Below are 22,186 nucleotides of genomic sequence, written 5' to 3'. Positions count from 1 at the left end.
CCGCACCCCCGCGCAGAGCCCCACCGAGAGCCGTGAGCGCGCTCCCCCAGCTCACTCCTTGGGCGGGGCCGTGCTGTCGCGCCTGACCAGACGAGTGGCCAGTTCCACCCGCGTGGTCTCGGGCTCGTTGCCGTTGACGAGGTCGAACAGCATGCGGGTGGCCATCTGCGCCATGTCGCGCAACGGCTGCCGCACGGTGGTCAGCGGCGGGGTCGCCCACCTGGCCTCGGGAAGGTCGTCGAAACCCACCACCGAGACGTCGTCGGGCACACGCAGACCCCGCTTGTACAGGACCTCGTAGGCGCCCCGGGCCATCTGGTCCGATCCCGCGAAGATCGCGGTCGGCGGCTCGGGCAGGTCGAGCAGGACCTCGGTGAGGTCCTTGCCGGTCCCGGCCAGGAAGTCCCCGTGGGAGACGTAGCCGTCGGGCACCGGGAGCCCGGCGTCACGCATGGCGCTGCGGTACCCGTCCACGCGGGCGCGACTGCACATGACGTCGGGTGGCCCGGCGAGCATGGCGACGCGCCGGTGGCCGAGGCCGATGAGGTGTTCGGTGGCGGTCAGACCCCCGTCCCAGTTGGCGGCGCCCACCGCCGGGATCTCCCTGGCGGGGTCGCCGACCGGGTCGACGAGCACCACGGGCACGCCCAGCGCGTCCAGCTGTTCCTGCTGCTGGGAAGGGAGCTCGGACAGCACCAGGACCACGCCGTCCGAGCGCCGGGCCTGGATGTTGTCGAGCCACCTGCGGCCGGGCCTGCTGCGCTTGCGGTCGTGCACGGCGGAGACCACGACCCCGAAACCGGCGTCGTGCGTGACCTCCTCGACCCCCGTGAGGATCTCCATGGCCCAGGGGCTGCCGAGGTCAAGGAAGACGAGGTCGATCAGGCCGACCGGGCGGCGCTTGCGGTGGCGGCGCTGCTGGTAGCGGTGGTGTTCCAGGAGCCGTTCCACCTGTCGCCGGGTCTCCGCCGCGACGTCGAGATGTCCGTTGATCACCTTGGAGACGGTCGAGACGGACACCCCCGCCTCACCAGCGATCTCGGCCAGTGTGGGGCGACGCTTCGCCATGTGCCTCCTCGTCGTCGGGGACCGTGTTCCCTCGGTTCGCTGCGCTGGATTGTATCCCGAAACTTTTCGGGACCGCACACCGGAACTCCCTCGCAACGAGAACTCCCCTTGACGCGGACACAGGGAGAACTTAGCGTCGACCTTCCCGAAAGCTATCGGAAACCTTTCGAAAGCTTGCGGCTCCCCCCGGAACAACGGAAGAACGGTGTACACGCCATGAGTCGCACCCACCGGACACGTGTGATCGGCAGTACCACTCTGGCCCTCTCCCTCCTCGCCACCGGCTGCGGCACCTCCGGCCCCGGCGGCGGTGACGCCCTCCAGGTCTGGGCCCTGGAGGACGCCGCGGTCAACGAGATCGTCGAACGGGGCATCGAAGCGCACAACGCGTCCCACGACGTGCCCGCCGAACTCGTCACCTTCGTCAACGACGCCTACAAGCAGCGCCTCCAGGTGGCGCTCGGCTCCCCCAACGCACCCGACGTGTTCTTCAACTGGGGCGGCGGCAACCTCGCCCAGTACACCGACCAGGACCAGGTCCTCGACCTCACCCCGACCCTGGACGACAACCCGGAGTTCCGCGACGCCTTCCTGCCCAGCGTCCTGGACGTGGCCGCCATCGACGGCGCCTACTACGGCGTGCCCCTCCTCGGCGTCCAGCCCGTCGTCATGTACTACAACAAGCCCGTCCTGGAGGCGGCCGGGCTCCAGCCCCCGCGCACCCTCGACGACCTGCACGAGGCGATCGAGGTCCTCCAGGCGGACGGCGTCACCCCGATCGTCCTCCCCGGCGCCCAGGGCTGGACCCAGCTGATGTGGTTCTCCTACCTGGTGGACCGGATCGGCGGCCCGGAGGTGTTCCAGGCCGTCGTCGACGAAGAGGAGGGCGCCTGGCAGCACCCCGCGGTCCTGGAGGCCATGGAGACCTGCCAGGACCTGGTCGACCGGGGGGCCTTCGGCGCCAACTTCACCTCCATCGACTACGACAACGGCAGCGCCTCCGCGCTCCTGGCCACCGGCGAGTCCGCGATGTTCCTGATGGGCAGCTGGGACATCGCCCAGCAGATGGACAACAACCCCGGGTTCGTCGAGAACGACGAGCTCGGCTTCACCTCCTTCCCCGTCGTGGAGGGCGGAGCGGGAAACCCCGACGCGATCGTCGGCAACCCCAGCAACTACTTCTCCGTCAACAGCGACAGCCAGCACGCCGAAGCGGCGACCGACTTCCTCGTCGAGACCATGGCCTCCGAGGAGTACGTGGACGAACTGATCAAGGCAGGTCAGGTCCCCGCCGTCGAGGGCATCGAGGACCAGCTCCAGGAGAGCGACCACGCCGAGTTCGCCACCTTCACGCACCAGCTCGTCTCGGGTGCGCCCACCTTCACCCAGTCCTGGGACCAGGCGCTGGCCCCGGCGGCGGCCGAGGCCATGCTCACCAACCTCCAACTGCTCTTCATCGGCGACATCACCCCCGAGGAGTTCGCCGAGGACATGGAGCAACAGCGGTGAGCAACTCCGCCACGGAACGGCCCGGGCTGCTCTGGGTCGCCCCGGCCCTGCTGTTCTTCGGCCTGTTCGGCCTGGCCCCCGTGGTCATCGTGGGATACCTCAGCCTGACCTCGTGGAGCGGGATCGGCTCTCCCGAGTGGGTGGGCCTGGCCAACTGGTCCGCTCTCACCGACGACGGCCGGGTCCGCGGCGGCCTCACGGTCACCCTGACCCTGACCGCCCTGTGCTGGGCGACCCAGACCCCGCTGGCCCTGGCCTTCGGAGTGTGGGCGGCCGGTCCGCAACGCGTCCGAGCGGTGGTGAGCGCGGTCTTCTTCCTGCCGCTGCTGCTGTCCACCGCGGCCATCGCCCTGGTGTGGAAGGCGTTGCTCGACCCGAGTTTCGGCATCCCCTCCCAGGTCCGCGAGTGGTTCGAACTCAGCCACAGCAACGTGCTCGGCGATCCGACACTGGCGCTCTACGCGATCGTGTTCATCCTGCTGTGGCAGTTCCTGCCGTTCCACATGCTCCTGTACCAGGCGGCCGCCCGGCAGATACCGCGTTCGCTCCATGAGGCGGCCGAACTGGACGGGGCCTCCGCCCTCCAGCGCTTCCTGCGCGTGACCGTGCCGCAGCTGCGGCACACGATCATCGCGTCGTCGGTGCTGATGCTCGTCGGGTCCATGACGTACTTCGAGACGGTCCTGCTGCTGACCGCTGGCGGCCCGGGCAACGCCACCCGCATCCTGCCGCTCCACATGTACAACCAGGGCTTCGTCGCCTTCGAGATGGGCTACGCGAGCGCCATCGCGGTGCTGCTGGTGGTCCTGGGAACAGGGCTGTCCCTGCTGGTGGTCCGGGCGACCGGCTACTCCCGGATGACCAGCCAGAGAGAGGGGATGTGACATGGCCTCCCGAAGCAGACCGGCGTACGCCGCCGGGGCCGGGGCCGCCCTCTGGCTGCTGGTCGTGTGCGTCCCCCTGTACTACCTGGTCGCCACGAGCCTGCGCGGACCCGGTGACTACCTGTCCCGGGGCCCGCTGTCCCTGCCCGAGTCACTCACCCTGGACAACTACCGCAACGTCTTCGAGGTCGGGTTCCTCGGATTCCTCGCCAACAGCCTGATCGTGGCGACCGGAGCGATCCTCCTGGTGCTGCTGGTGGCGGTACCGGCGGCGTTCGCGATCGTACGCGGACGCAGCCGGGCGGTCCGGATCAGCTTCACCCTGTTCCTCCTGGGGCTGGCCGTCCCGGCCCAGGCGGTGATCATCCCGATCTACCTGATCATCACCCGGCTGCACCTGTACGACAGCCTGCCCGCGATCATCCTGCCGACCGCCGCTTTCACGCTGCCGATCTCCATCGTCGTGCTCACCAGCTCGCTGCGGGACGTGCCCGGCGAGCTGTACGAGGCGATGGCGCTTGACGGGGCCGCGACCTGGCAGGTGTTCCTCCGCCTGGTCCTGCCGCTGTCACGGCCCGGCGTGGTGACGGTGGCGATCTTCGTCGGCCTCAACGCCTGGAACAACTTCATCTTCCCGCTGGTGCTCACCCAGAGCGAGTCCAACCGGGTCCTGCCCCTCGGGCTCTGGGCGTTCCAGACCCAGTACGGAACCGACGTGCCCGGCCTGATGGCCGCCGTGGTGCTCTCCACCATCCCGATCCTGGCCCTGTACCTGTTCGGCCGCAGACACCTCCTGGGCGGACTCGCCGCCGGTTTCGGAAAGTAGCCCAACCCCTCCTCGAAAGGCCGTGATGACCGCGACCATCAACAACCCGGTGCTGCCCGGGTTCCACCCCGACCCGTCGATCCTGAGGGTCGGTGAGGACTACTACCTGGCGACCTCGACCTTCGAGTGGAGTCCGGGGGTGCTGCTGCACCACTCCCGGGACCTGGTCCACTGGCGCCCCCTCGGCGGCGTCCTCGACGAGGACCGCCTCCTCGACCTGACCGGACACCGCGACGGGGCGGGCGTGTGGGCGCCCTGTCTGTCCCTCAAGGACGGGGTGTTCCACCTGATCTTCACCGACGTGGAGAACTACGCCGGGGGCTTTTGGGACACGCCCAATCACGTGACCACCTCACCGACCCTGGATGGTCCGTGGAGCGACCCCGCGCCGATCCACTCCATGGGGTTCGACCCGTCCCTGTTCCACGACGAGGACGGCCGGAGCTGGGTGGTCACCAGCCTGATGGACTGGCGGCCCGGCCACCACGCCTTCGCGGGGATCGTGCTACAGGAGCTGGACACCGAGTGGATGCGCCTCCTGGGCGAGCCGACGGTGGTCTTCGAGGGGACCTCGGCCCGGGTGACCGAGGCGCCGCACCTGTACCGCGAGAACGGGTGGTACTACCTGGTGACCGCCGAGGGAGGAACGCAGTGGGACCACCAGGTGACGGTGGCGCGATCCAGGAGAATCACCGGACCCTACGAGGTGGACCCGGCCGGGCCCATGCTGTCCTCACGGGAGCACCCCTCACTGACCCTGCAGAAGGCCGGGCACGGGAGCCTGGTCAGCACCCCGTCCGGCGAGTGGTTCCTGGCGCACCTGGCCTCACGCCCGCTCACCGAACGCGGCCGCTGCGTGCGCGGCCGTGAGACCGCCCTGCAGCGGGTGGACTGGGTGGACGGCTGGCCCCGGATCCGTGACGGGGTACCGCACGTGGAGGTCGAGGGTCCCGACCTGGAACCGCACCCGTGGCCGGAGGTACCCGCGAGGGACGACTTCGACGCGCCGGTGCTGCGCCCGGAGTGGAGCACGCTGCGGCGCCACGTGGACGAGGAGTGGGTCTCTCTGACCGAGCGTCCCGGACACCTGCGTGTGCAGGGCGGGCAGTCCCCCTCCGGGACCCGCACGCCCAGCCTGGTGGCCCGACGGGTGCAGCACGAGCGGTGCGTGCTGGAGACGGTGATGGAGTTCTCCACCGACACCTTCCAGCGGATGGCCGGACTGAGCGCTTACTACAACATGCGGCAGTGGCACTACCTGCGCGTCGGCTTCGACGAGCGGGACGGGTTGTTCGCCGGTGTGCTCAGCTCCGACCGGGGACGGGTGCGCGAGTCCGGGGACCGGGTCGACGTGCGGGGCTGGGAGCGGTTTCACCTGCGCGCGGAGATCGACGGAGCCGAACTGCGGTTCGCCCTCTCCCCCGACGGCCGGAGCTGGACGCCCGTCGGCGGGGTCCTGGACGCCAGCATCCTGTCCGACGACTACGCCGCAGAGAGCGACGGTGAGACGGCGACCATCTGGGGCTTCACGGGCGCGTTCCTGGGGCTGTGGGTCCAGGACCTGACCGGGACGGGTTGTCACGCCGACTTCGACCACGCCACCTACCAAGGATCCTGAGAACCGGGGAGCGCTCTCCTGACGGGGCGCTCCCCACCTTTACTACGTAGATTCTTAGTACTGCCCCAGTCGGTCGAGCGCGTCGAGCTGCGCGGGATTCAGGCGCAGGGTCCGCAGCTCGCCGAGCAGCCGCGCGAGCCTACCCTTGGGCGGACGCACGTCCGCGAGTGCCGACAGATGCGGGCGCAGCGCGTCGGCGACGGAGTTTCGCGCCGCCTCGCCCGCGTCGGGAGCCAGATCAACGAGACCGTTGATCGCGGCGAAGAACGAGGGCGCGTCCTTCAGGCCGCCGATCGCGGCGAGGCCCTCCTCCACCGCCGAGGTGTCTCCACCGGACAGGTGCACCACGAGGGTGGCGGTGTCGGAGTCGAGCCTGGCGGCCTCAGCCGGAAGACCAGACTCCCGGTGCACGGCCGCCAGGGCGCCCACCACCCCGTCTGCGGCCTCGGGCTCCTGCCACTGCTCGCGCAGCGAGCGCACCAGTTCCCGCTGGGTCCGCAGACGTGCCATCCGGGCGTCGATGTCCGCCTCCACCCGGTCCAGAACCCCGACGACGGACGACTCCTCGTCCAGCGCCTCCTCCACCTCCGAGAGGCTCACACCCGCCTCCACCAGGTGTCGGATGCGCAGCAACCGGACCAGGTCGTCGACCGTGTACCGCCGGTACCCGTTCATCGTCCTCGGCGGTTCCCGCAGCAGCCCGATCTGGTGATAGTGGCGCACCGTCCGCACGGTCACCCCGGCCAGGTCCGCCAACTCACGTGAACGCATCTTCCCCCTTTGACTACGACGCTACGTCATAGTTTGGAATGGTCCGCATGAACAACCGGATCGAACCCTCCTACGGGCGGGCACTGCGGGCCAGGCCCCAGGCCTGGCGCACCGCCCTGGCCGCCGCCACCGGCCTGGGCGCACTCGCCCTCGTGCTCTTCGTCGCCGTCGTCCCAGCGGGGGTCGCGCTGGACCGTCTTCTCGGTGTGGAGCCCTTCGACCCGAGCGATCCCTCCATCACCGTCGGGTTCTGGCTGGCGGGCAACCTGCTGCTCGCGGCGCTGATCCCGGTCTGCGGCCTGGCCCAGTGGGCGATCTATCGAGAGCGCCCCGGGACACTGTCGTCGGTAGCGGGGCGGTTCCGCTGGCGGGTCATGGCCCGCGCCGCCACGGTGGTGGTTCCGGTCTGGATCGTCTACACAGCCGTCCTGCACCTGATCATGCCGTTCGGGTCACTCCAGCTCACGACGGCGACCATCGCCCTCGCACTCGTCGCGATCGTCGTCGTCCCCCTCCAGTCAGCCGGGGAGGAGTACCTCTTCCGGGGGCTGCTCTTCCGAGCGGTGGGGGCACGCTTCCGACGCCCTGGGATCTCCCTGGCTGTGTCCACGGTGGTCACTTCGCTGGCCTTCGGTGCGATCCACGGTTCTCTGGACCCCTGGGCCCTGACCTCCTACGTCTTCTCCGGGGTGTGCTTCGCCCTGATGACACAGCGCACCGGCGGCCTGGAAGCGGCCGTCCTGGTCCATGCCGTCAACAACACCGTGCTGATGGTGTCGATGATCCTCGCCGACCGCCTCGACGACGTGTCAGTGGTGACCGGCCCGGTGCTCGTGGTGCCCATGGTCGTGATGGGCCTGACCACCCTGGGCCTGTGGAAGCTGCACTCAAAGCCCAACCCCACGCGAGCAGTCGCTTCGTAGCCGCCCAGGTGCTCCCCGCGTGCTCGGGGAGCACCGGTTCCGGAACGGGTTCGATGACGCCGGAGCGACGGCCTCGGCCGGACCAGCCCCGCATGCGCGGGGAGCAGCGCCGACAGGTTCGCGATCAACGTCGCGGAGGAGGGACCATCCCCGCGTGCGCGGGGAGCATTCGGAGGAACTCTCCGAGGCGGTCCGGATGCTGGGACCATCCCCGCGTGCGCGGGGAGCAGCCGGTGCCTGACCGGTGTCCGGCGCCGGGCCGGGGACCATCCCCGCGTGCGCGGGGAGCAGACTCGTTGACCTGCGGTTCCAGAGCGCGGAACCAGCGAAATCTGCAACTTGTCGAGAAACAGACTCCGGAGACAAACACTTCAAAAGGGACCCGCGCGGGGGCCTCTCTCCCCCTCACCAGCAGGCTACCGATCTTCGGGTCAGCCGCCCAGGGCAAGGCGCAGACCCAGGGTGAGCATGACGAGTGCGATGATCCCGTCGAGCACCCGCCAGGCCCCGGGCTTGGCGAAGACCGGGCGGAGCAGCCGGGCACCGAAGCCCAGGGCGAAGAACCACACGAAGCTTCCGGTGACCGCACCGCCCGCCCACCACCAGCGGGCCTCCCCCACCTGCTGGTTGGCGACCGAACCGAGGAACAACACGGTGTCCAGGTACACGTGCGGGTTCAGCCAGGTGAGGGCGAGGGCCGTGACCACCGCCGCTCCGGTTCCGGTGGAACGGGTCGCCAGCGCGACCCCCGCACCCTGAGTGGGCCGGGCGGGTTCGCTCTCCGTGGGGACCAGGACCTCGGCCCGCCCAGGCCGCAGGGCACGGTGGGCCGCGAACAGGCCGTACACGATGAGGAAGCCCGCGCCGAGCAGGCGGATGACCACCATGGCCGTGGGCATCGCCTCCACCAGGCCACCGATGCCCACGACACCGGCGGTGATGAGCAGGGCGTCCGATACCGCGCAGACCAGCACCACGGCCAACACGGAGGAGTGTCGGCCGTCGATGCCGAGGCGGAGCAGGTACGCGTTCTGGGCACCGATGGCCACGATGAGCGCCAGTCCGGTGCCCAGGCCCATCAGTGCGGGGAGAAGGGTTTCGTTCACGGGACAAGCCTCCAGGAGAGAACCCGTGCAGTAAAGCTAAACTTTCTCAGATCCCCTTAGAGATGCTTATGACAGGAGCGTACGGTGCCCTTCCAGTTCGACCATCTGCGCACCCTGACCGCCCTCATCGAGGAGGGCACCTTCGAGGCCGCCGCGCGACGCCTGCACGTCACCTCCTCGGCCGTGTCCCAGCGGGTCCGGGCCATGGAGCAGGCCGCGGGCCAGGTCCTGGTCCGCCGCACCAACCCGGTCCTGCCGACCGAGGCGGGCGACGCGGTGCTGCGCCACGCCAGACAGGTGCTTCTGCTGGACCAGGAGGTGCGCTCCGAGCTCAGGGCCGTGGGCCACGAGGGCGGCCGCACCCGGGTGCCGTTGGCCGTGAACGCCGACAGCCTGTCCACCTGGTTCCTGGAGGCGCTCCCGACGGAGTTGGGCGCCGTCTTCGAGCTCCACCGCGAGGACGAGGAGCACACCACGGGCCTGCTGAGGTCGGGCGCGGTCATGGCGGCGGTGACCTCCACCCCGGAGGCGGTCCAGGGTTGCTCCGTGGAACCCCTGGGAGGACTGCGCTACCAGGCGGTGTGCGCCCCGGACTTCGCGCAACGGTACGACGCCACCGATCCCGCACGCCTACCGGACGCGCCGATGGTGAACTTCGACCGCAAGGACGACCTCCAGGACCGCTTCCTGCGCGATCTCACCGGTGAGGGTTCCCGGGGCCCGACCCACTACGTTCCGGCCTCGGAGGACTTCGCCCGCGCGGTGCTGCTGGGGTGGGGTTGGGGTGTGGTCCCCGAGCAGCAGTGCGCCGAGGGCCTGGCGTCCGGGAGGCTGGTGCCGTTGGCTCCCGGCAGGCCCGTGGAGGTCCGGCTGTACTGGCAGCGCTGGAACCTGCGTTCACCCCTGCTCGACGAGGTCACCCGCCGCGTTCGCGCCGGGGCCGCCGCGTACCTGCGCCCGGTGTGAGTTCGGAGGCGGGATGCTGGCGAACCACATCCCCGGTGAGCGCGGGGAAGGATCGCCCTGGCGTGCACAGAGTGTCATCCCTGTTGGGCGGAGCATCTCACCGGGAGAAACCAGCGGGATCCCAGGGCGCGTACGGGCGGTTCCGTCGGGTCCTCAGGGCTTTCCCACGGTGCTCTCCCGGGGCACGAGGGCGAAGCCCGGCTGCACGCGCCTGGGCGCGATCGCCCGGTCCGCGTCGGCCAGGCGTTCCAGGAGCGCCTCCGTGGCGGCTCGGGCGATGGCCCTCTTGTGCGGGGCCACCGTGGTCAGGGTGGTGGCGCCGTACCTGCCGTCCTCGATGTCGTCGAAGCCCACCACCGCCACGTCCTCGGGGATGCGCAGGCCGCGTTCGCTGAGGGTGCGCATGGCCCCTATGGCCACGAGGTCGTTGTAGCAGAACACCGCGTCCGGGCGGACGCCCGAGTCCAGGAGGCGGGCCATCGCCTGGGCGCCGTCCTCGCGGGCGTAGCCGTCAGTGACCGCGACGAACTCGTCGCCGGTGGGCCGCCCGTGCTCGGTCATCACCTCGCGCCACCCCTGGAGGCGCAGGTGGGCGGTCTGGCGCGCCCGTCCGTGCCGGGCTCCGAGGAAGGCGATCCGCTCCCGGCCGATCTCCACCAGGTGGGCGGCCGCGGTGCGGGCGGCGGCGACGTTGTCGATGGCGACGTGGTCGTGGGGGGCGTCGTACTCGCGCTCGCCGAGCAGGACCAGGGGCGCCTCGCTCTCACGGGCGAGCAGGTCCTCGTTCTCCAGTTCGATGGGGCTGAGGATGAGCCCGTCGATCACCCGGGCGCGCAGGCCCTGGGCGAAGAGGACCTCCTGGTCACGGCGGCCGCCCGTGTGGTCGAGCAGCACGATGTAGTCGAGCCCGCCCGCGTACTCGATGACGGCGTCGGCGAGTTCGGCGAAGTAGGGGTTGCCGAGTTCGGGCAGGGCGAGCGCGATCATCCCGGTCCTGCCCTTGCGCAGGTGGCGGGCGGTCAGGTTGGGCCGGTATCCGAGTTCGTCGATGACCCGCTGGACGCGCTGGCGGGTCTCGGGGGTGACGTGCCGGTAGCCGTTGACGACGTTCGACACGGTCTTGACCGACACCCCCGCCCGTAGCGCGACGTCCTTCAGGCTGATGCCCACTCGCTTCCCCTTCCGGGCCGCTGTACCCAGGGCCGTTGAGTTTTACATCGTTATACAACACGGGTGCGGTCTCTGCCCAGCGTTGCTGACGGGCTGGTTTCCCCCCTGTGTCGGGCCCTGAGGTTTCCCCGGATGTCCAGCGGGTTTCCTTTCAGGGTCTGGACAGGACTCGTTGATCGTGCTGTCATCTTGGCTAAGTCAGGTTTCCCACGTTGTAAAAGCGGGGGTGGCACTGCCTCGTGCAGGTCCTCCCGCACCACTCGACACGGAGAACCCCCATGAGACGTCAACCCCCCGCGTCCCTGTCCCCGAGTCCCGCCCGCCGGACGACCGTCCGCGCGGCCGCCCCCGTTCTGGCCGCGTTCCTGACCGCTTCGGCGCTGACCGCGCTCCCGGCCGCCGCGTCGGATGAGCCCCGCCTGGAGACCCCCTGGACCTCGGAGGTCTCCCCGGACAACGCCCTGCCCGAGTACCCGCGCCCGCAGATGGTGCGCGAGGACTGGGAGAACCTCAACGGCCTCTGGCAGTGGGCCCCGGCCGAGGACGGCGAGGAGCCGCCCTTCGGCACCGACCTGGACGGCGAGATCCTGGTCCCCTACCCCGTGGAGTCCGCGCTGTCCGGCGTGGAGGAGCACCACGACCGTCTCTGGTACCGCCGCACCATGGAGGTCCCGGACTCCTGGGACGGCGACCGCGTCCTGCTCAACTTCGGCGCCGTGGACTGGGACTCCGAGGTGTGGGTGAACGGCACCTCCGTCGGCTCCCACAAGGGCGGGTTCGACAAGTTCTCCTTCGACGTCACCGACGCCCTCCAGGAGGGTGAGAACGAGGTCATCGTCGGGGTCCACGACCCCAGTGACGAGGGTGAACAGCCCGTCGGCAAACAGCGGCTGGAACCCGGCGGCATCTGGTACACGACCTTCACCGGCATCTGGCAGACGGTGTGGATGGAACCGGTCTCCGAGGCCCACATCACCCGGCTGGACATCACCCCGGACGTGCCCGGTGAACAGGTCGAGGTGGTGGTGAACGCGACCGGCGCCGAGGACGCCGCGGCCACCGTCACCGTCCTGGACGACGAGGGCGCCGAGGTCGGCTCGGCCACCGGTGCCCCCGGCTCCGCCATCGCCGTGCCGGTCCCGGACGCCCGCCTCTGGAGTCCGGACGACCCCTATCTGTACGACGTGGACGTCACCCTCACCTCCAACGACGGCGCGCAGGTCCACGACGAGGTCGCGGGCTACACCGGGATGCGCTCCATCGAGACCGGTGAGGTGGACGGGGTCCTGCGCCCGCTCCTCAACGGCGAGTACGTGTTCCAGGTGGGCACGCTCGACCAGGGCTACTGGCCGGACGGCATCTCCACCGCGCCCACCGACGAGGCCCTGCGCTTCGACATCGAGTCGCACAAGGAACTCGGCTTCAACACCATCCGCAAGCACGTGAAGGTGGAGCCGGACCGCTGGTACTACTGGGCCGACCGGCTCGGCGTGATGGTCATGCAGGACATGCCGTCGATGTCGGGTGACCCGAGCCAGGCGGGACGCGACCAGTTCGAGTCCGAGCTGCACGCCCTGGTGGACGAGCACCGCAGCTTCCCGTCCATCGTGAACTGGATCGTGTTCAACGAGGGCTGGGGCCAGTACGACGACGACGCCCGTCTCACCGACGAGGTCAAGGCGTCCGACCCCTCGCGCCTGGTCACCGGCGCCTCCGGATGGCACGACACCGGCAACGGCGACATCGTCGACTCCCACATCTACGTCGGCCCCGGTGATCCCGCTCCCGCGGAGGACGAGCGGATCTCGGTGCTGGGCGAGTTCGGCGGCTACAACCTCCCGGTGGAGGGCCACGAGTGGAGCCCCGGCGACGGCTTCGGCTACGAGGACATCAGCGACGGCCACTCCCTGGCCACCCGCTACGTCGGCCTGATGGCGGGCGTGCAGCGGCTGGAGCGCACCCACGGTCTGTCGGCGGCGATCTACACCGAGATCACCGACGTGGAGACCGAGCTCAACGGGTTCTGGACCTACGACCGCCGGGTGCTCAAGGTCGACCCCGAGGTCGTCGCCGGAGCGCACGAGCAACTGCTGGCCGGGGAGCCGGTCGGCGGTGTCGCGGACTTGCCCGTGGAGGAGAACCTGTCGCTGCGGGTCACCACCCCCGGCCACGAGGACCGCTACCTGGCCCACGAGGGCGGACTCGGCGTCACCACCCCGGTGGACGGCGACAGCTCCGAGACCGACAGGTCCGCCGCCACCTGGCGGTTCGTGCCCGGCCTGGCCGACGACCAGTGCCTGACGCTTGAGTCGGTGGACCATCCGGGCGAGTACCTGCGGCACAAGGCGTCGCGGGTGAGCAGGGAGCCCGCGGACGGCTCCGGCCTGTTCGACCAGGACGCCACCTGGTGCGCCGTGCCCGGACTGAGCGGCGAGGGGATCTCGCTGCGCTCCTACAACTACCCGGACCGGTACCTGCGCCACCACGACTCCGAGCTCTGGCTGTCCGGAGCGGGGACCGTCGGCGAGGACCACGACACCGCCGAGCACTACGACCACGACACCTCGTGGTCGGTGGAGACGCCCTGGTCACCCTGAGCCGTCGCCCCCGGTGACCCTCGGATCCCGTGACTGACCACATCCCTCAGCGGGGCGCCCCCGACCCGGCGCCCCGCCCCTCCCGCACCCCTGTGCCGGCTCCCCCAGTCGGCTTCCCCTCAACCCGGGCGGAGACCGGACATGATCGAACACCACACCCACCACACCGGTGCGGGAGCGCTCTCCCGACCCCGTCGGGTCCTGCTGGCCACCGCCGCAGTGGGCGCGGCCCTGACCCTGGCGGCCACCGGCTGCGCCCGGGGCGAGGACGACGTCGCGGCGGGGAACGCCGCCGCCGGGGACACCGAGGGCCAGGCCCAGGTCCTGGACGAGGCGGCCAGCGGCGGCCAGACCTGCAACGCGCAGGGCCACGGGATCGAGCCCTTCGACCTCGCCGACAAGAAGGTCGGTTTCTCCCAGTCCGAGGCCGAGTCCAACCCCTTCCGCATCACCGAGACGCAGTCCATCAAGGACGAGGCCGCGGACCGGGGCGTCGAACTCATCACCTCCAACGCCCAGTCCGACTTCTCGCAGCAGATCAGCGACGTCCAGGACCTCATGTCCCAGGGCGCGGAGGTGCTGATCATCGCGCCGCTCAACTCCGACGGTTGGAAGCCCGTCCTTGACCAGGCGCGCGCCGACGCGATCCCGATCATCACCATCGACCGGCCCATCAACGGCACCGCCTGCGAGGACTACGTGACCTTCATCGGGTCCGACTTCGTGGAGCAGGGCCGTCGCGCCGCCGACCAGATGATCGACGTGCTGGGCGGCGAGGGCGAGGTGGCCATCCTGCTGGGCGCGCCCGGCAACAACGTGACCACCGACCGCACCAGCGGCTTCCTGGAGCGGATCGAGGCCGAGGCCCCGGGGATCGAGATCGTCTTCCAACAGTCCGGCGACTTCACCCGCGAGGGCGGGCAGTCGGTGACCGAGCAGCTCATCCAGTCGCAGCCCGACATCTCCGGGATCTACGCGCAGAACGACGAGATGGGCATCGGGGCGGTCACCGCGCTCAACGGCGCGGGCAAGGCGCCCGGCGACGTCCGGATCGTGACCGTGGACGGCACCCAGGCGGCGGTGGAGTACATCGTCGACGGCTGGATCGCGGCGGTCGTGGAGTCGAACCCGCGCTTTGGCCCGCTGGCCTTCGAGGCGGCCTCGGCCTTCGGCGCCGGTGAGGACGTCGGCACGCAGCTGATCATCACCGATCGCGAGTACGACGCGGACAACGCCGAGGAGGAGCTGCCCCATGCCTACTAGGGGTTCCGATCGCGCCTCGGGCGGGGCGCCCCCGCGCACTGAGGGGGTGGGACGGTGACCGTTCCGGTCCTGGACACCCGTGGGCTGACCAAGCGGTTCCCGGGCGTCCTGGCGTTGGACGGGGTGGACTTCGAGCTGCTGCCGGGCGAGGTGCACGCGCTCGTCGGCGAGAACGGCGCGGGCAAGTCCACCCTGATCAAGGTGCTGACGGGGGTGTACCAGCCAGACGGGGGCGAGCTGCGCCACCACGGGGAGCCCGCCAGGTTCGCCACTCCCCTGCACGCCCAGCGGGACGGGATCGCCACGATCTACCAGGAGGTCGACCTCCTGCCGCTGCTGAGCGTGGCCCGCAACCTGTACCTGGGGCGCGAGCCGAGGCGGTTCGGGCTGATCGACTTCGCGCGGATGCACCGCGAGGCCGCCCGGACTCTCGGGGACTACGGCGTGGACGTGGACGTGCGCCGTCCGCTGGGGAGCCTGTCCATGGGTGCCCGGCAGATGGTGGCGCTGGCCCGGGCTGTGTCGGCGCGGGCCCGCGTGGTGATCATGGACGAGCCGACGTCGTCGCTGGAGCCGCGCGAGGTGGAGACGCTGTTCGGAGCGATCGAACGGCTGCGCGAGGACGGCGTGGCGGTGGTCTACGTGAGCCACCGCTTGGACGAGTTGTACCGGGTGTGCGACCGGGTGACGGTGCTGCGGGACGGTCGCCTGGTGCACCGGGGCGCGATGGCCGGGCTGGAGCGGCTGCGGCTGGTCTCGCTGATGCTGGGCCGGGACATGGAGCGGGTGCGACGCGAGGGCGCCACCACGTTCTCCGGCGACCGCGATGCGTGGTCGGGAACCCCCGCGCTGGAGGCCGAGGGGCTGAGCGCCCGGCACCGGCTCCACGAGGTGTCCCTGACCGTCCGGCCGGGCGAGGTCGTGGGGCTCGGCGGGCTGTTGGGGTCGGGCCGCACCGAGACCGCGAAGGCGATCGCGGGCGCGCTGCCGTTGGACGCGGGGCGTGTGTCGGTGGTGGGCGTCCCGTTGCGGACGGGCTCGACGGCGGCCGCCATCCGAGCGGGGGTGAGTCTCCTGCCGGAGGACCGCAAGCACGAGGGCGTCGTGCCGGGTCTGTCGATCCGGGAGAACATCGCGCTCGCGGCCATGCCCGGCCTGAGCCGGTTCGGGCTGGTCTCCGAGCGGGCGATCGACCGGGTGGTGGAACGGTTCATGGAGCGCCTGCGGATCAAGGCGGTGGGCCCGTACCAGAAGGTGGAGGAGCTGTCCGGCGGCAACCAGCAGAAGGTGCTGCTGGCCCGGTGGTTGGCGTTGAACCCCAGAGTGCTTCTGCTCGACGAGCCCACGCGCGGGATCGACGTGGGCGCCAAGGCGGAGGTGCAGCGGTTGGTGGACGAACTGGCCGAGGAGGGTCTGGGCGTGCTGCTGGTCTCCTCGGACCTGGAGGAACTGGTGGAGGGCGCGGACCGGGTGGTGGTGCTCAGGGACGGCGCGGTGGTGGGTGAGCTGGTCGGCGACGAGGTCACCGAGGACTCACTGCTGGCCGCCATCGCGCGGGGCGGTGAGGAACGGTGAGCCTCTCCCTGCGCGGGCGACCCCGGGTGGACCGCGAACGGGTCCTGCTGTGGATGCGGGACTACGGCGTGTACGTGGGTGTGGCTCTGGTCGTGGTGTTCAACGTGGTGTTCACACCCAACTTCCTGTCCTTCGAGAACTTCCGCACGCAGGCCGTGCAGGTCGCCCCGGTGCTGATCGTCGCTCTCGGGATGGCGCTGGTGATCGCGACCGGCGGCATCGACCTCAGCGTGGGCTCGGTGATGGCGCTGTCCGCCGCGATGATCTCGCTGTACCTGGGGTACGGGCCGCTGGTGGCCGTGCTGGTGGCGGTGGGCGTGGGCGCCCTGGCCGGGGCGGCCAACGGTGTGCTGGTGGCCTTCGCCGGGTTGCAGGCGATCATCGTGACCCTGGCGATGATGATCGGCGGCCGGGGGCTGGCCCTGGTTCTGCTCCCGCAGTTGGACGGCGTGCGCAACCCGGACCTGAGGGAACTGGGTTCGGGGTCGTTCCTGGCCGTGCCCTACGTGGTGTGGATCGCTGCGCTGCTCGTGGCGGCGGTGGCGTTCCTGGTGCGCCGGAGCGTGTTCGGCCGACGCCTCGTGGCGGTGGGCGGTAACCGGCGCGCGGCCGAGCTCTCCGGGCTGCCGGTGCGCCGGGTGCTGCTCGGCGTGTACGCGCTGAGCGGCGCCCTGGCGGCGGTGGCCGGAGTCCTGGTGACCGCCAGGTTGCAGGCAGCCGACCCGAACTCGGTGGGCGTGCTGATCGAACTGTCGGCGATCACCGCAGTGGTGGTCGGCGGTACCCCGCTGACCGGCGGGCGGGTGCGGATCGCCGGGACGGTGGCCGGGGCGGTGCTGATGCAGCTGCTCGTGGCCACGCTCATCAGGCACGACCTGCCTCCGTCGTGGACGCAGATGGCGCAGACGGCCGTGATCATCGGCGCCGTCTACCTGGCCCGGGATCGGGGGAGGACATGAGTACCACCGTGGAGGGAACACGCGTCGGCGGTCTGGGGCGGCCCGCCCCGGGAGTGCCCTGGCGTGAGCTGGCCGCCCGGCACGGCGCCCTGGTGGTGTTGTTGCTGGTGGTGGCGGTGGCCGGGGTGAGCCTGGAAGGGTTCCTGGCCCTGGGCAACCTGAACCGGATCGCCGTGAGCGCGTCGTTCCTGGCGATCATCGCGCTCGGCATGACGTTCGTGATCATCACCGGTGGGATCGACCTCTCGGTGGGCACGGTGTTCGCGCTCGGCGGGGTGCTGGCCGCATGGGCCTCCCAGTACGGGGGCCTGGCGCTGATGGCGGTGCCGCTGGCGGTGTGCGGTCTGATCGGGCTGCTCAACGGGGTGTTGATCGCCCGGGCGCGTTTGGCCCCCTTCATCACCACCCTGGCGACCATGCTGGGCGCGTGGGGGCTGATGCTGTCGGTGTCCGACGAGGGCAACACGACCTACCTGGTCCCGGACGGGCTGGCGCTGTCGGCGCTGGTGCACGGGAAGCTGTTCGGAGTGCTCGGGTATCCGTTCCTGCTCGTGCTGGGGGCCTTCGCGGTCGGCGGTCTGGTGCTGCGCCGGACCACGGTCGGCCAGCACGTGTACGCGGTGGGCGGCAACGAGCGGACCGCCGCGCTGATGGGTGTGCCGGTGGCCCGGACCCGGATCGCCGTGTACACGTTCTCGGGGCTGTGCGCGGGCACGGCGGGGGCGCTGAACGCGGTGTGGCTGGGGTCGGGGGTGACGATCTTCGGGATCGGCACCGAACTCCAGGCGATCTCGGCGGTGGTGATCGGCGGGACCCTGCTGACCGGCGGCTACGGGTTCGTCGGCAGCACCCTGGTGGGGGTCCTGCTGCTGGGGGTCATCCAGAACGTCATCAACGCGGTGGGTTCCCTGACCTCGGCGTTCCAGGAGGTGGTCAGCGGTCTGTTCCTGATCACCGTGGTGCTGGTGCAGCGGCACCTGAGCCGGGGGCGCGATCCCGGCTGAGCCGTCCCGTGGGCCCGCGTCCGCCGTTGCGGCCCCCGGGGCGGCCGCGCTACGCCGGGGACCTGGGACCGCCCTGGTCCTCGTCGAGGAGCCGCAGGTCGCGTTCGGTGACCACCCCGAAGTGGAGGGCCTTGTCGATGAGGGCCTGGGACCGCCAGCCCTGGCCCTGTCCCCCACCCTCCAGTTCGACCTTGAACTTGTCCTTGAGAAGGTAGTTGACCTGGGCGTTCACGGCCGCGGTACCGATACCCAGGCGCTGGGCCACCTGGTTCTGGGTCGGCACCGGCGGGGTGAGGCCGCGCAGCCGGGGTTCGCAGAGGGCGACCAGGACCCGGTAGTAGGTGTGCCACCGGTCCATGCGGAAGCTGTTGGCCTCGGTGCGCTCCCCTGCGGAGTCCGCCCAGTCGTCCTCGGCCGTGCCCGGGGAGCCCGGGGAGAGGACGGCGCTGCACGCGGCCGGGGCCATCACCAGGAAGCTGTGCTCCCCCGTCGCTCCCGGGACACGCACCCGGGAGGTCTCGAAGGGCACCACCATGCCGTGGGTGTTCGGCTGGACCTGCACGTACCCGGCCAACCGCTCCGTGTTCTCCACGATGTAGGACTTGTTGGGGCTGAGGTTGCTGATCCTCCAGTGGTCCCCGTGGGAGGTGATGTCCCCGGCGTGCCGGTGCACGGCCCGGTCTCCGGCTCCGAGCCTCATGTCCACGTCCCGGTCCCGGCCGCCGCGCCCGAAGGTCCGGGTCTCCCCCGGGGTCAGGTGGTGGGTGCCCATGGGGGTGTCACTCTCGTAGTCCTGTTGGACCGTGACGACCAGGTCGAGGTCGTCGGCCGGGAACAGGTGCACGCTCATCTCGCCGTCTCCAGGGGGTCAGAGGAGAAGCAGCCTCCGGGGTGGGGGCCCGCCCCCGCAGGATACGTCGCGGCCCCGACTGGCGGGCGGAGCGCCGATCCGCGACCTCCGGGCCACGCCGCCGTAGGTTGGTGGCGGCACCGCCCCACGGGCACGGGGATCACCGAGTTCACCGAGGAGTATCCATGGGTCTGAACGCGACACCGGTCGACCTGGGCAGGTACGGCGTCTGGCTGAGCCACCAGAACCTCGACGAGGACGTCGCCGCCGAGATCGAGCGCCTGGGATTCGGCGCCGTGTGGCTGGGCGGATCCGCCCCGGCCGACCTGGAGCCGGTGGCCACGGCCCTGGCGGCGACGTCGCGGCTGGCGGTGGCCACGGGGATCGTCAACATCTGGGCGTCCTCCGCCGAGGAGGTCGCCGACTCCTTCGCACGGCTGGAGTCGGCCTACCCGGGACGGTTCCTGCTGGGTCTCGGGGCCGGGCACCGGGAGCTCAACGGCCCGGAGGCGGTCCGCCCGCTCCAGGGGATGCGGGACTATCTGGACGTGCTGGACCGCGGTGGTGTACCCGCCGACCGCAGGGTGCTGGCGGCGCTGGGCCCGAGGATGCTCGGCCTCAGCGCCGAGCGGGCGGCGGGCGCGCACCCGTACCTGGTCACCCCGGCGCACACGCGGTTCGCGCGCGGCGTGCTCGGCGACGGACCGCTGCTGGCCACCGAGCACAAGCTGGTCCTGGGCTCCGACCCCGCGCGAACCCGGGAGGAGGCCCGCCGGGGGATGTCGTTCTATCTGGGCATGCGCAACTACGCGGCCAACCTGGAGCGGTTGGGGTACACGGTGCTGGACCTCGCCGACGGCGGCAGTGACGCGCTGATCGACGACCTCGTCGCGCAGGGCGACGCGGACCGGACCGCGGCGGTGCTGCGAGCGCACCTGGACGCCGGCGCCGACCACGTGGTGGTGCAGCCGCTCCCCGGAGAGTCCGGCCTGCTCGCCACGCTCGCCCGGCTGGCCCCGGCGCTGACCGCCTGACGCCGCCCAGCGCGGGGGCCGCCCGGGGCGGGGCCCTCCAGCGCGGGCCCGCACCGGGCGGATCCCGGTTCAGTCCCGGTAGAGGGCGGCCAGTTCCTCGGCGTAGCGGTTCTCGACGACGCGGCGGCGGAGCTTGAGCGAGGGAGTCAGCTCACCCGTCCCCGGCCCCCACTCCCCCGACAGCAGACGGTGGCGCTTGACCTGTTCGGGACGGCTGAGCCGGGTGTTGGCCGCCGCTACCGCGCGTTCGACCTCCGCCACCACCTCCGGGTGCTCGGCGGGTACCGCGCCCCCGGTGTCGATCCCGTGTTCGCGGGCCCACGCCACCACCATCTCGGGGTCGAGGACGAGCAGCGCCACCAGGTAGGGGCGTCCGTCGCCGTGAACGAGGGCCTGGCCCACCAGCGGGTGCTCCTTGAGGGTGTTCTCCACCAGGACGGGCGGGACGTTCTTCCCTCCCGAGGTCACGATGATCTCCTTCTTGCGGTCGGTGATCCACAGGAAGCCGTCCTCGTCGATCCGACCCACGTCCCCGGTGGCGAACCAGCCCTCGTCGTCCGTGGCGGGGCTGACGGAACCGTCCGGCCGGAGGTAGCCCTCGAAGACCGAGCGTCCGCGCAGGAACACCTCGCCGTCGTCGGCCAACCGCACCTGGACGCCCTGGACGGGACGCCCCACGGAGCCGAGTCGGTTGCGGCCGATCTGCGGGGTGTTGAGGGTGGCCACACCCACGGACTCGGTGAGTCCCCACACGTCCATTACGGCCACGCCCAGGGAGGCCCAGAAGCGCAGTACGTCCACGGGCATGGGCGCCGAGGCGCTGGAGGCCAGGCGCAGCCGGTCCAGGCCCAGCCGCTCCAGGATCGGGGTGAGCACGGAGGCGTACGCGTCCCGGTACCTCTCCTCCAGGTCGACGGGGACCTCCTCTCCGCGTGCCCGCCGCCCGTGGTAGTCGCTGGCGACCTCCCGCGCGGCGTCGATGACGGCGCGGATCTCCTCGGGCAGGGCGGCTAGGGAGGCCCGCACGCCGGTGGCGAGCTTCTCCCACACGCGCGGCACCCCCACGAAGTGCGGGGGTCTGATCTCGGGCAGGGCCCCGGCGAGGGCGGCGGGGTCGGCGCACATCCACACGTGCGAGACGCGAACGAGCGGCAGGTAGACGCTGAGCAGCCGTTCCGCGATGTGGGCCAGCGGGAGGTAGCAGACGTGGCTGGGGTGGTCGGGCAGGTCGACGGCGGCGTCGAGGGCGGTGGCCTGGGCGAGGACCTGCCGGTGGGTGATGGCGGCCCCCTTGGGGTCACCGGTGGTGCCGGAGGTGTAGACGACGGTGACCAGGTGGTCGGGTGTGAGGTCGCGCCACCGCTCGAAGGCGCCCGAGGGAACGGAGTCGGTCAGTCCGTCGTAGGGGGTGTGGCCGCGCCCGGGGTCGGGCCGGTCCAGCACCACGAGGGTCTCCAAGGCGGTGCCGGGGTCGTCGAGGAGCTTCTCCCAGTGGGCGGCGACGTCGGGGTCCTCCACCACGGCCAGGCGGGCGCGGCTGTGGCGGCAGACGTAGCCGATCTGCTCGGGGGCCGCGGTGGAGTAGACGGTGGTGGGTACGGCCCCGGCGTGGACCAGGGCGAGGTCGGAGAGCCAGTGTTCGGGCCGGTTGCCCATCATGAGCAGGACGTGGTCGCCGGGTCGGACGCCGAGTGCCGCGTACCCCTCGGCGAGGGCGGACACGGTCTCGCGGGCCTGCTCCCAGGTGAGAGTGGACCAGGTGGTGGCGCCGGGCTCACGCCAGGACAGGGCGGGGAGACCGGGGTGCTCGCGCGCGTTGCGCAGGAGGAGTTCGGGGAGAGTGCGGTTCGTGGGATCGTCCTCGGTGCCGGGGGCGGAGGTCATCTGTGCTCCTGGGGGGCAGCTTCCTCTACTTTGTGATCCAGAACACACACGAGCCTAGCATTCCGCCTTTCCTCGGAAAGGGTTTCCCGTGGGCGCTTTCCAGCGAAAGGAGCGGCCCGGACCAGGGGTGATCCGACGACCCGCTGACCTCCGCCGCCCGAATCCCTCAACGCCCCGAA

General features: G+C 70.8%; 18 protein-coding genes. 12 read left to right on the top strand and 6 right to left on the bottom strand.

The genetic code is table 11. The annotated features are described in order from the left end of the window. Positions 1–51: 51 nt before the first annotated feature. A complete protein-coding gene (locus ADX84_RS17920; RefSeq protein WP_049576112.1) occupies positions 52–1,068 on the bottom strand; it encodes a LacI family DNA-binding transcriptional regulator in 1,017 nt (338 codons plus the stop codon). A 216-nt stretch (positions 1,069–1,284) separates the two neighbouring features. Here ADX84_RS17920 and ADX84_RS17915 point away from each other — a divergent pair, with 216 nt between their 5' ends. Genes ADX84_RS17915 through ADX84_RS17900 form a run of 4 tightly spaced genes read left to right on the top strand, consistent with a single transcriptional unit; the run spans position 1,285 to position 5,905 of the window. Continuing rightward, positions 1,285–2,577 carry an ABC transporter substrate-binding protein gene (locus tag ADX84_RS17915; protein ID WP_049576109.1) on the top strand — a complete coding sequence of 431 codons (1,293 nt, stop codon included), beginning with the start codon at positions 1,285–1,287 and terminating at the stop codon, positions 2,575–2,577. Further along, complete coding sequence (locus tag ADX84_RS17910) at positions 2,574–3,461, top strand: carbohydrate ABC transporter permease (protein ID WP_049576106.1); 888 nt, start codon at positions 2,574–2,576, stop codon at positions 3,459–3,461. Before ADX84_RS17915 ends, ADX84_RS17910 begins: the two co-directional genes overlap by 4 nt. A 1-nt stretch (position 3,462) precedes the next feature. Beyond that, positions 3,463–4,287: a carbohydrate ABC transporter permease gene (locus tag ADX84_RS17905; protein ID WP_049576104.1), complete on the top strand. Its 825-nt coding sequence runs from the start codon at positions 3,463–3,465 to the stop codon at positions 4,285–4,287. Positions 4,288–4,312: 25 nt separating this feature from the next. Continuing rightward, the gene (locus tag ADX84_RS17900) at positions 4,313–5,905 is read left to right on the top strand and encodes a glycoside hydrolase family 43 protein (protein WP_049576100.1); all 1,593 of its coding nucleotides are present in this window, start codon (positions 4,313–4,315) and stop codon (positions 5,903–5,905) included. 54 nt (positions 5,906–5,959) lie between these two features. On the opposite strand, the gene ADX84_RS17895 is transcribed toward ADX84_RS17900, so the two are convergent. Beyond that, on the bottom strand, positions 5,960–6,676 hold the full coding sequence (locus ADX84_RS17895) for a MerR family transcriptional regulator (RefSeq protein WP_049576096.1): 717 nt from the start codon (positions 6,674–6,676) through the stop codon (positions 5,960–5,962). Positions 6,677–6,723: 47 nt separating this feature from the next. Here ADX84_RS17895 and ADX84_RS17890 point away from each other — a divergent pair, with 47 nt between their 5' ends. Further along, entirely contained in the window at positions 6,724–7,599 is an 876-nt protein-coding gene (locus ADX84_RS17890; RefSeq protein WP_049576091.1) for a CPBP family intramembrane glutamic endopeptidase, read from the top strand. 431 nt (positions 7,600–8,030) lie between these two features. Here the strand turns inward: ADX84_RS17890 and ADX84_RS17885 are convergent, their stop codons facing one another. Next, the gene (locus tag ADX84_RS17885; protein ID WP_049576086.1) at positions 8,031–8,705 is read right to left on the bottom strand and encodes a LysE/ArgO family amino acid transporter; all 675 of its coding nucleotides are present in this window, start codon (positions 8,703–8,705) and stop codon (positions 8,031–8,033) included. Between the two features lie 84 nt (positions 8,706–8,789). Here ADX84_RS17885 and ADX84_RS17880 point away from each other — a divergent pair, with 84 nt between their 5' ends. Then, on the top strand, positions 8,790–9,671 hold the full coding sequence (locus ADX84_RS17880) for a LysR family transcriptional regulator ArgP (RefSeq protein WP_049576084.1): 882 nt from the start codon (positions 8,790–8,792) through the stop codon (positions 9,669–9,671). A 153-nt stretch (positions 9,672–9,824) separates the two neighbouring features. On the opposite strand, the gene ADX84_RS17875 is transcribed toward ADX84_RS17880, so the two are convergent. After that, on the bottom strand, positions 9,825–10,871 hold the full coding sequence (locus tag ADX84_RS17875; RefSeq protein ID WP_082206578.1) for a LacI family DNA-binding transcriptional regulator: 1,047 nt from the start codon (positions 10,869–10,871) through the stop codon (positions 9,825–9,827). Between the two features lie 248 nt (positions 10,872–11,119). Here ADX84_RS17875 and ADX84_RS17870 point away from each other — a divergent pair, with 248 nt between their 5' ends. The 5 genes from ADX84_RS17870 (at position 11,120) to ADX84_RS17850 (ending at position 18,239) form a co-directional block, all read left to right on the top strand. Continuing rightward, a complete protein-coding gene (locus tag ADX84_RS17870) occupies positions 11,120–13,438 on the top strand; it encodes a glycoside hydrolase family 2 (RefSeq protein ID WP_049576075.1) in 2,319 nt (772 codons plus the stop codon). 141 nt (positions 13,439–13,579) lie between these two features. Beyond that, a complete protein-coding gene (locus ADX84_RS17865) occupies positions 13,580–14,701 on the top strand; it encodes an ABC transporter substrate-binding protein (RefSeq protein ID WP_049576071.1) in 1,122 nt (373 codons plus the stop codon). A gap of 54 nt (positions 14,702–14,755) precedes the next feature. Continuing rightward, entirely contained in the window at positions 14,756–16,276 is a 1,521-nt protein-coding gene (locus ADX84_RS17860) for a sugar ABC transporter ATP-binding protein (protein ID WP_049576068.1), read from the top strand. Then, the gene (locus ADX84_RS17855; RefSeq protein WP_199776633.1) at positions 16,273–17,235 is read left to right on the top strand and encodes an ABC transporter permease; all 963 of its coding nucleotides are present in this window, start codon (positions 16,273–16,275) and stop codon (positions 17,233–17,235) included. Before ADX84_RS17860 ends, ADX84_RS17855 begins: the two co-directional genes overlap by 4 nt. Beyond that, on the top strand, positions 17,232–18,239 hold the full coding sequence (locus ADX84_RS17850; RefSeq protein WP_234004051.1) for an ABC transporter permease: 1,008 nt from the start codon (positions 17,232–17,234) through the stop codon (positions 18,237–18,239). The genes ADX84_RS17855 and ADX84_RS17850 overlap by 4 nt, the downstream gene beginning before the upstream one ends. Before the next feature lie 49 nt (positions 18,240–18,288). On the opposite strand, the gene ADX84_RS17845 is transcribed toward ADX84_RS17850, so the two are convergent. Next, the gene (locus ADX84_RS17845) at positions 18,289–19,089 is read right to left on the bottom strand and encodes a hypothetical protein (RefSeq protein WP_049576064.1); all 801 of its coding nucleotides are present in this window, start codon (positions 19,087–19,089) and stop codon (positions 18,289–18,291) included. 185 nt (positions 19,090–19,274) lie between these two features. Here ADX84_RS17845 and ADX84_RS17840 point away from each other — a divergent pair, with 185 nt between their 5' ends. Further along, positions 19,275–20,123, top strand: coding sequence for an LLM class F420-dependent oxidoreductase (locus ADX84_RS17840; protein ID WP_049576060.1), 849 nt, complete (start codon positions 19,275–19,277; stop codon positions 20,121–20,123). 69 nt (positions 20,124–20,192) lie between these two features. On the opposite strand, the gene ADX84_RS17835 is transcribed toward ADX84_RS17840, so the two are convergent. Further along, positions 20,193–22,007 (bottom strand): long-chain fatty acid--CoA ligase, encoded by a 1,815-nt coding sequence (locus ADX84_RS17835; protein WP_049576056.1) that lies wholly within the window; start codon positions 22,005–22,007, stop codon positions 20,193–20,195. Between the last annotated feature and the right edge of the window lie 179 nt (positions 22,008–22,186).

The sequence above is a fragment of the Nocardiopsis sp. SBT366 genome (assembly GCF_001083815.1).
Taxonomy (GTDB): domain Bacteria; phylum Actinomycetota; class Actinomycetes; order Streptosporangiales; family Streptosporangiaceae; genus Nocardiopsis; species Nocardiopsis prasina.
The sequence above is the reverse complement of the archived record's forward strand: the minus strand, read 5'-3'. Positions and strand labels throughout refer to the sequence as shown.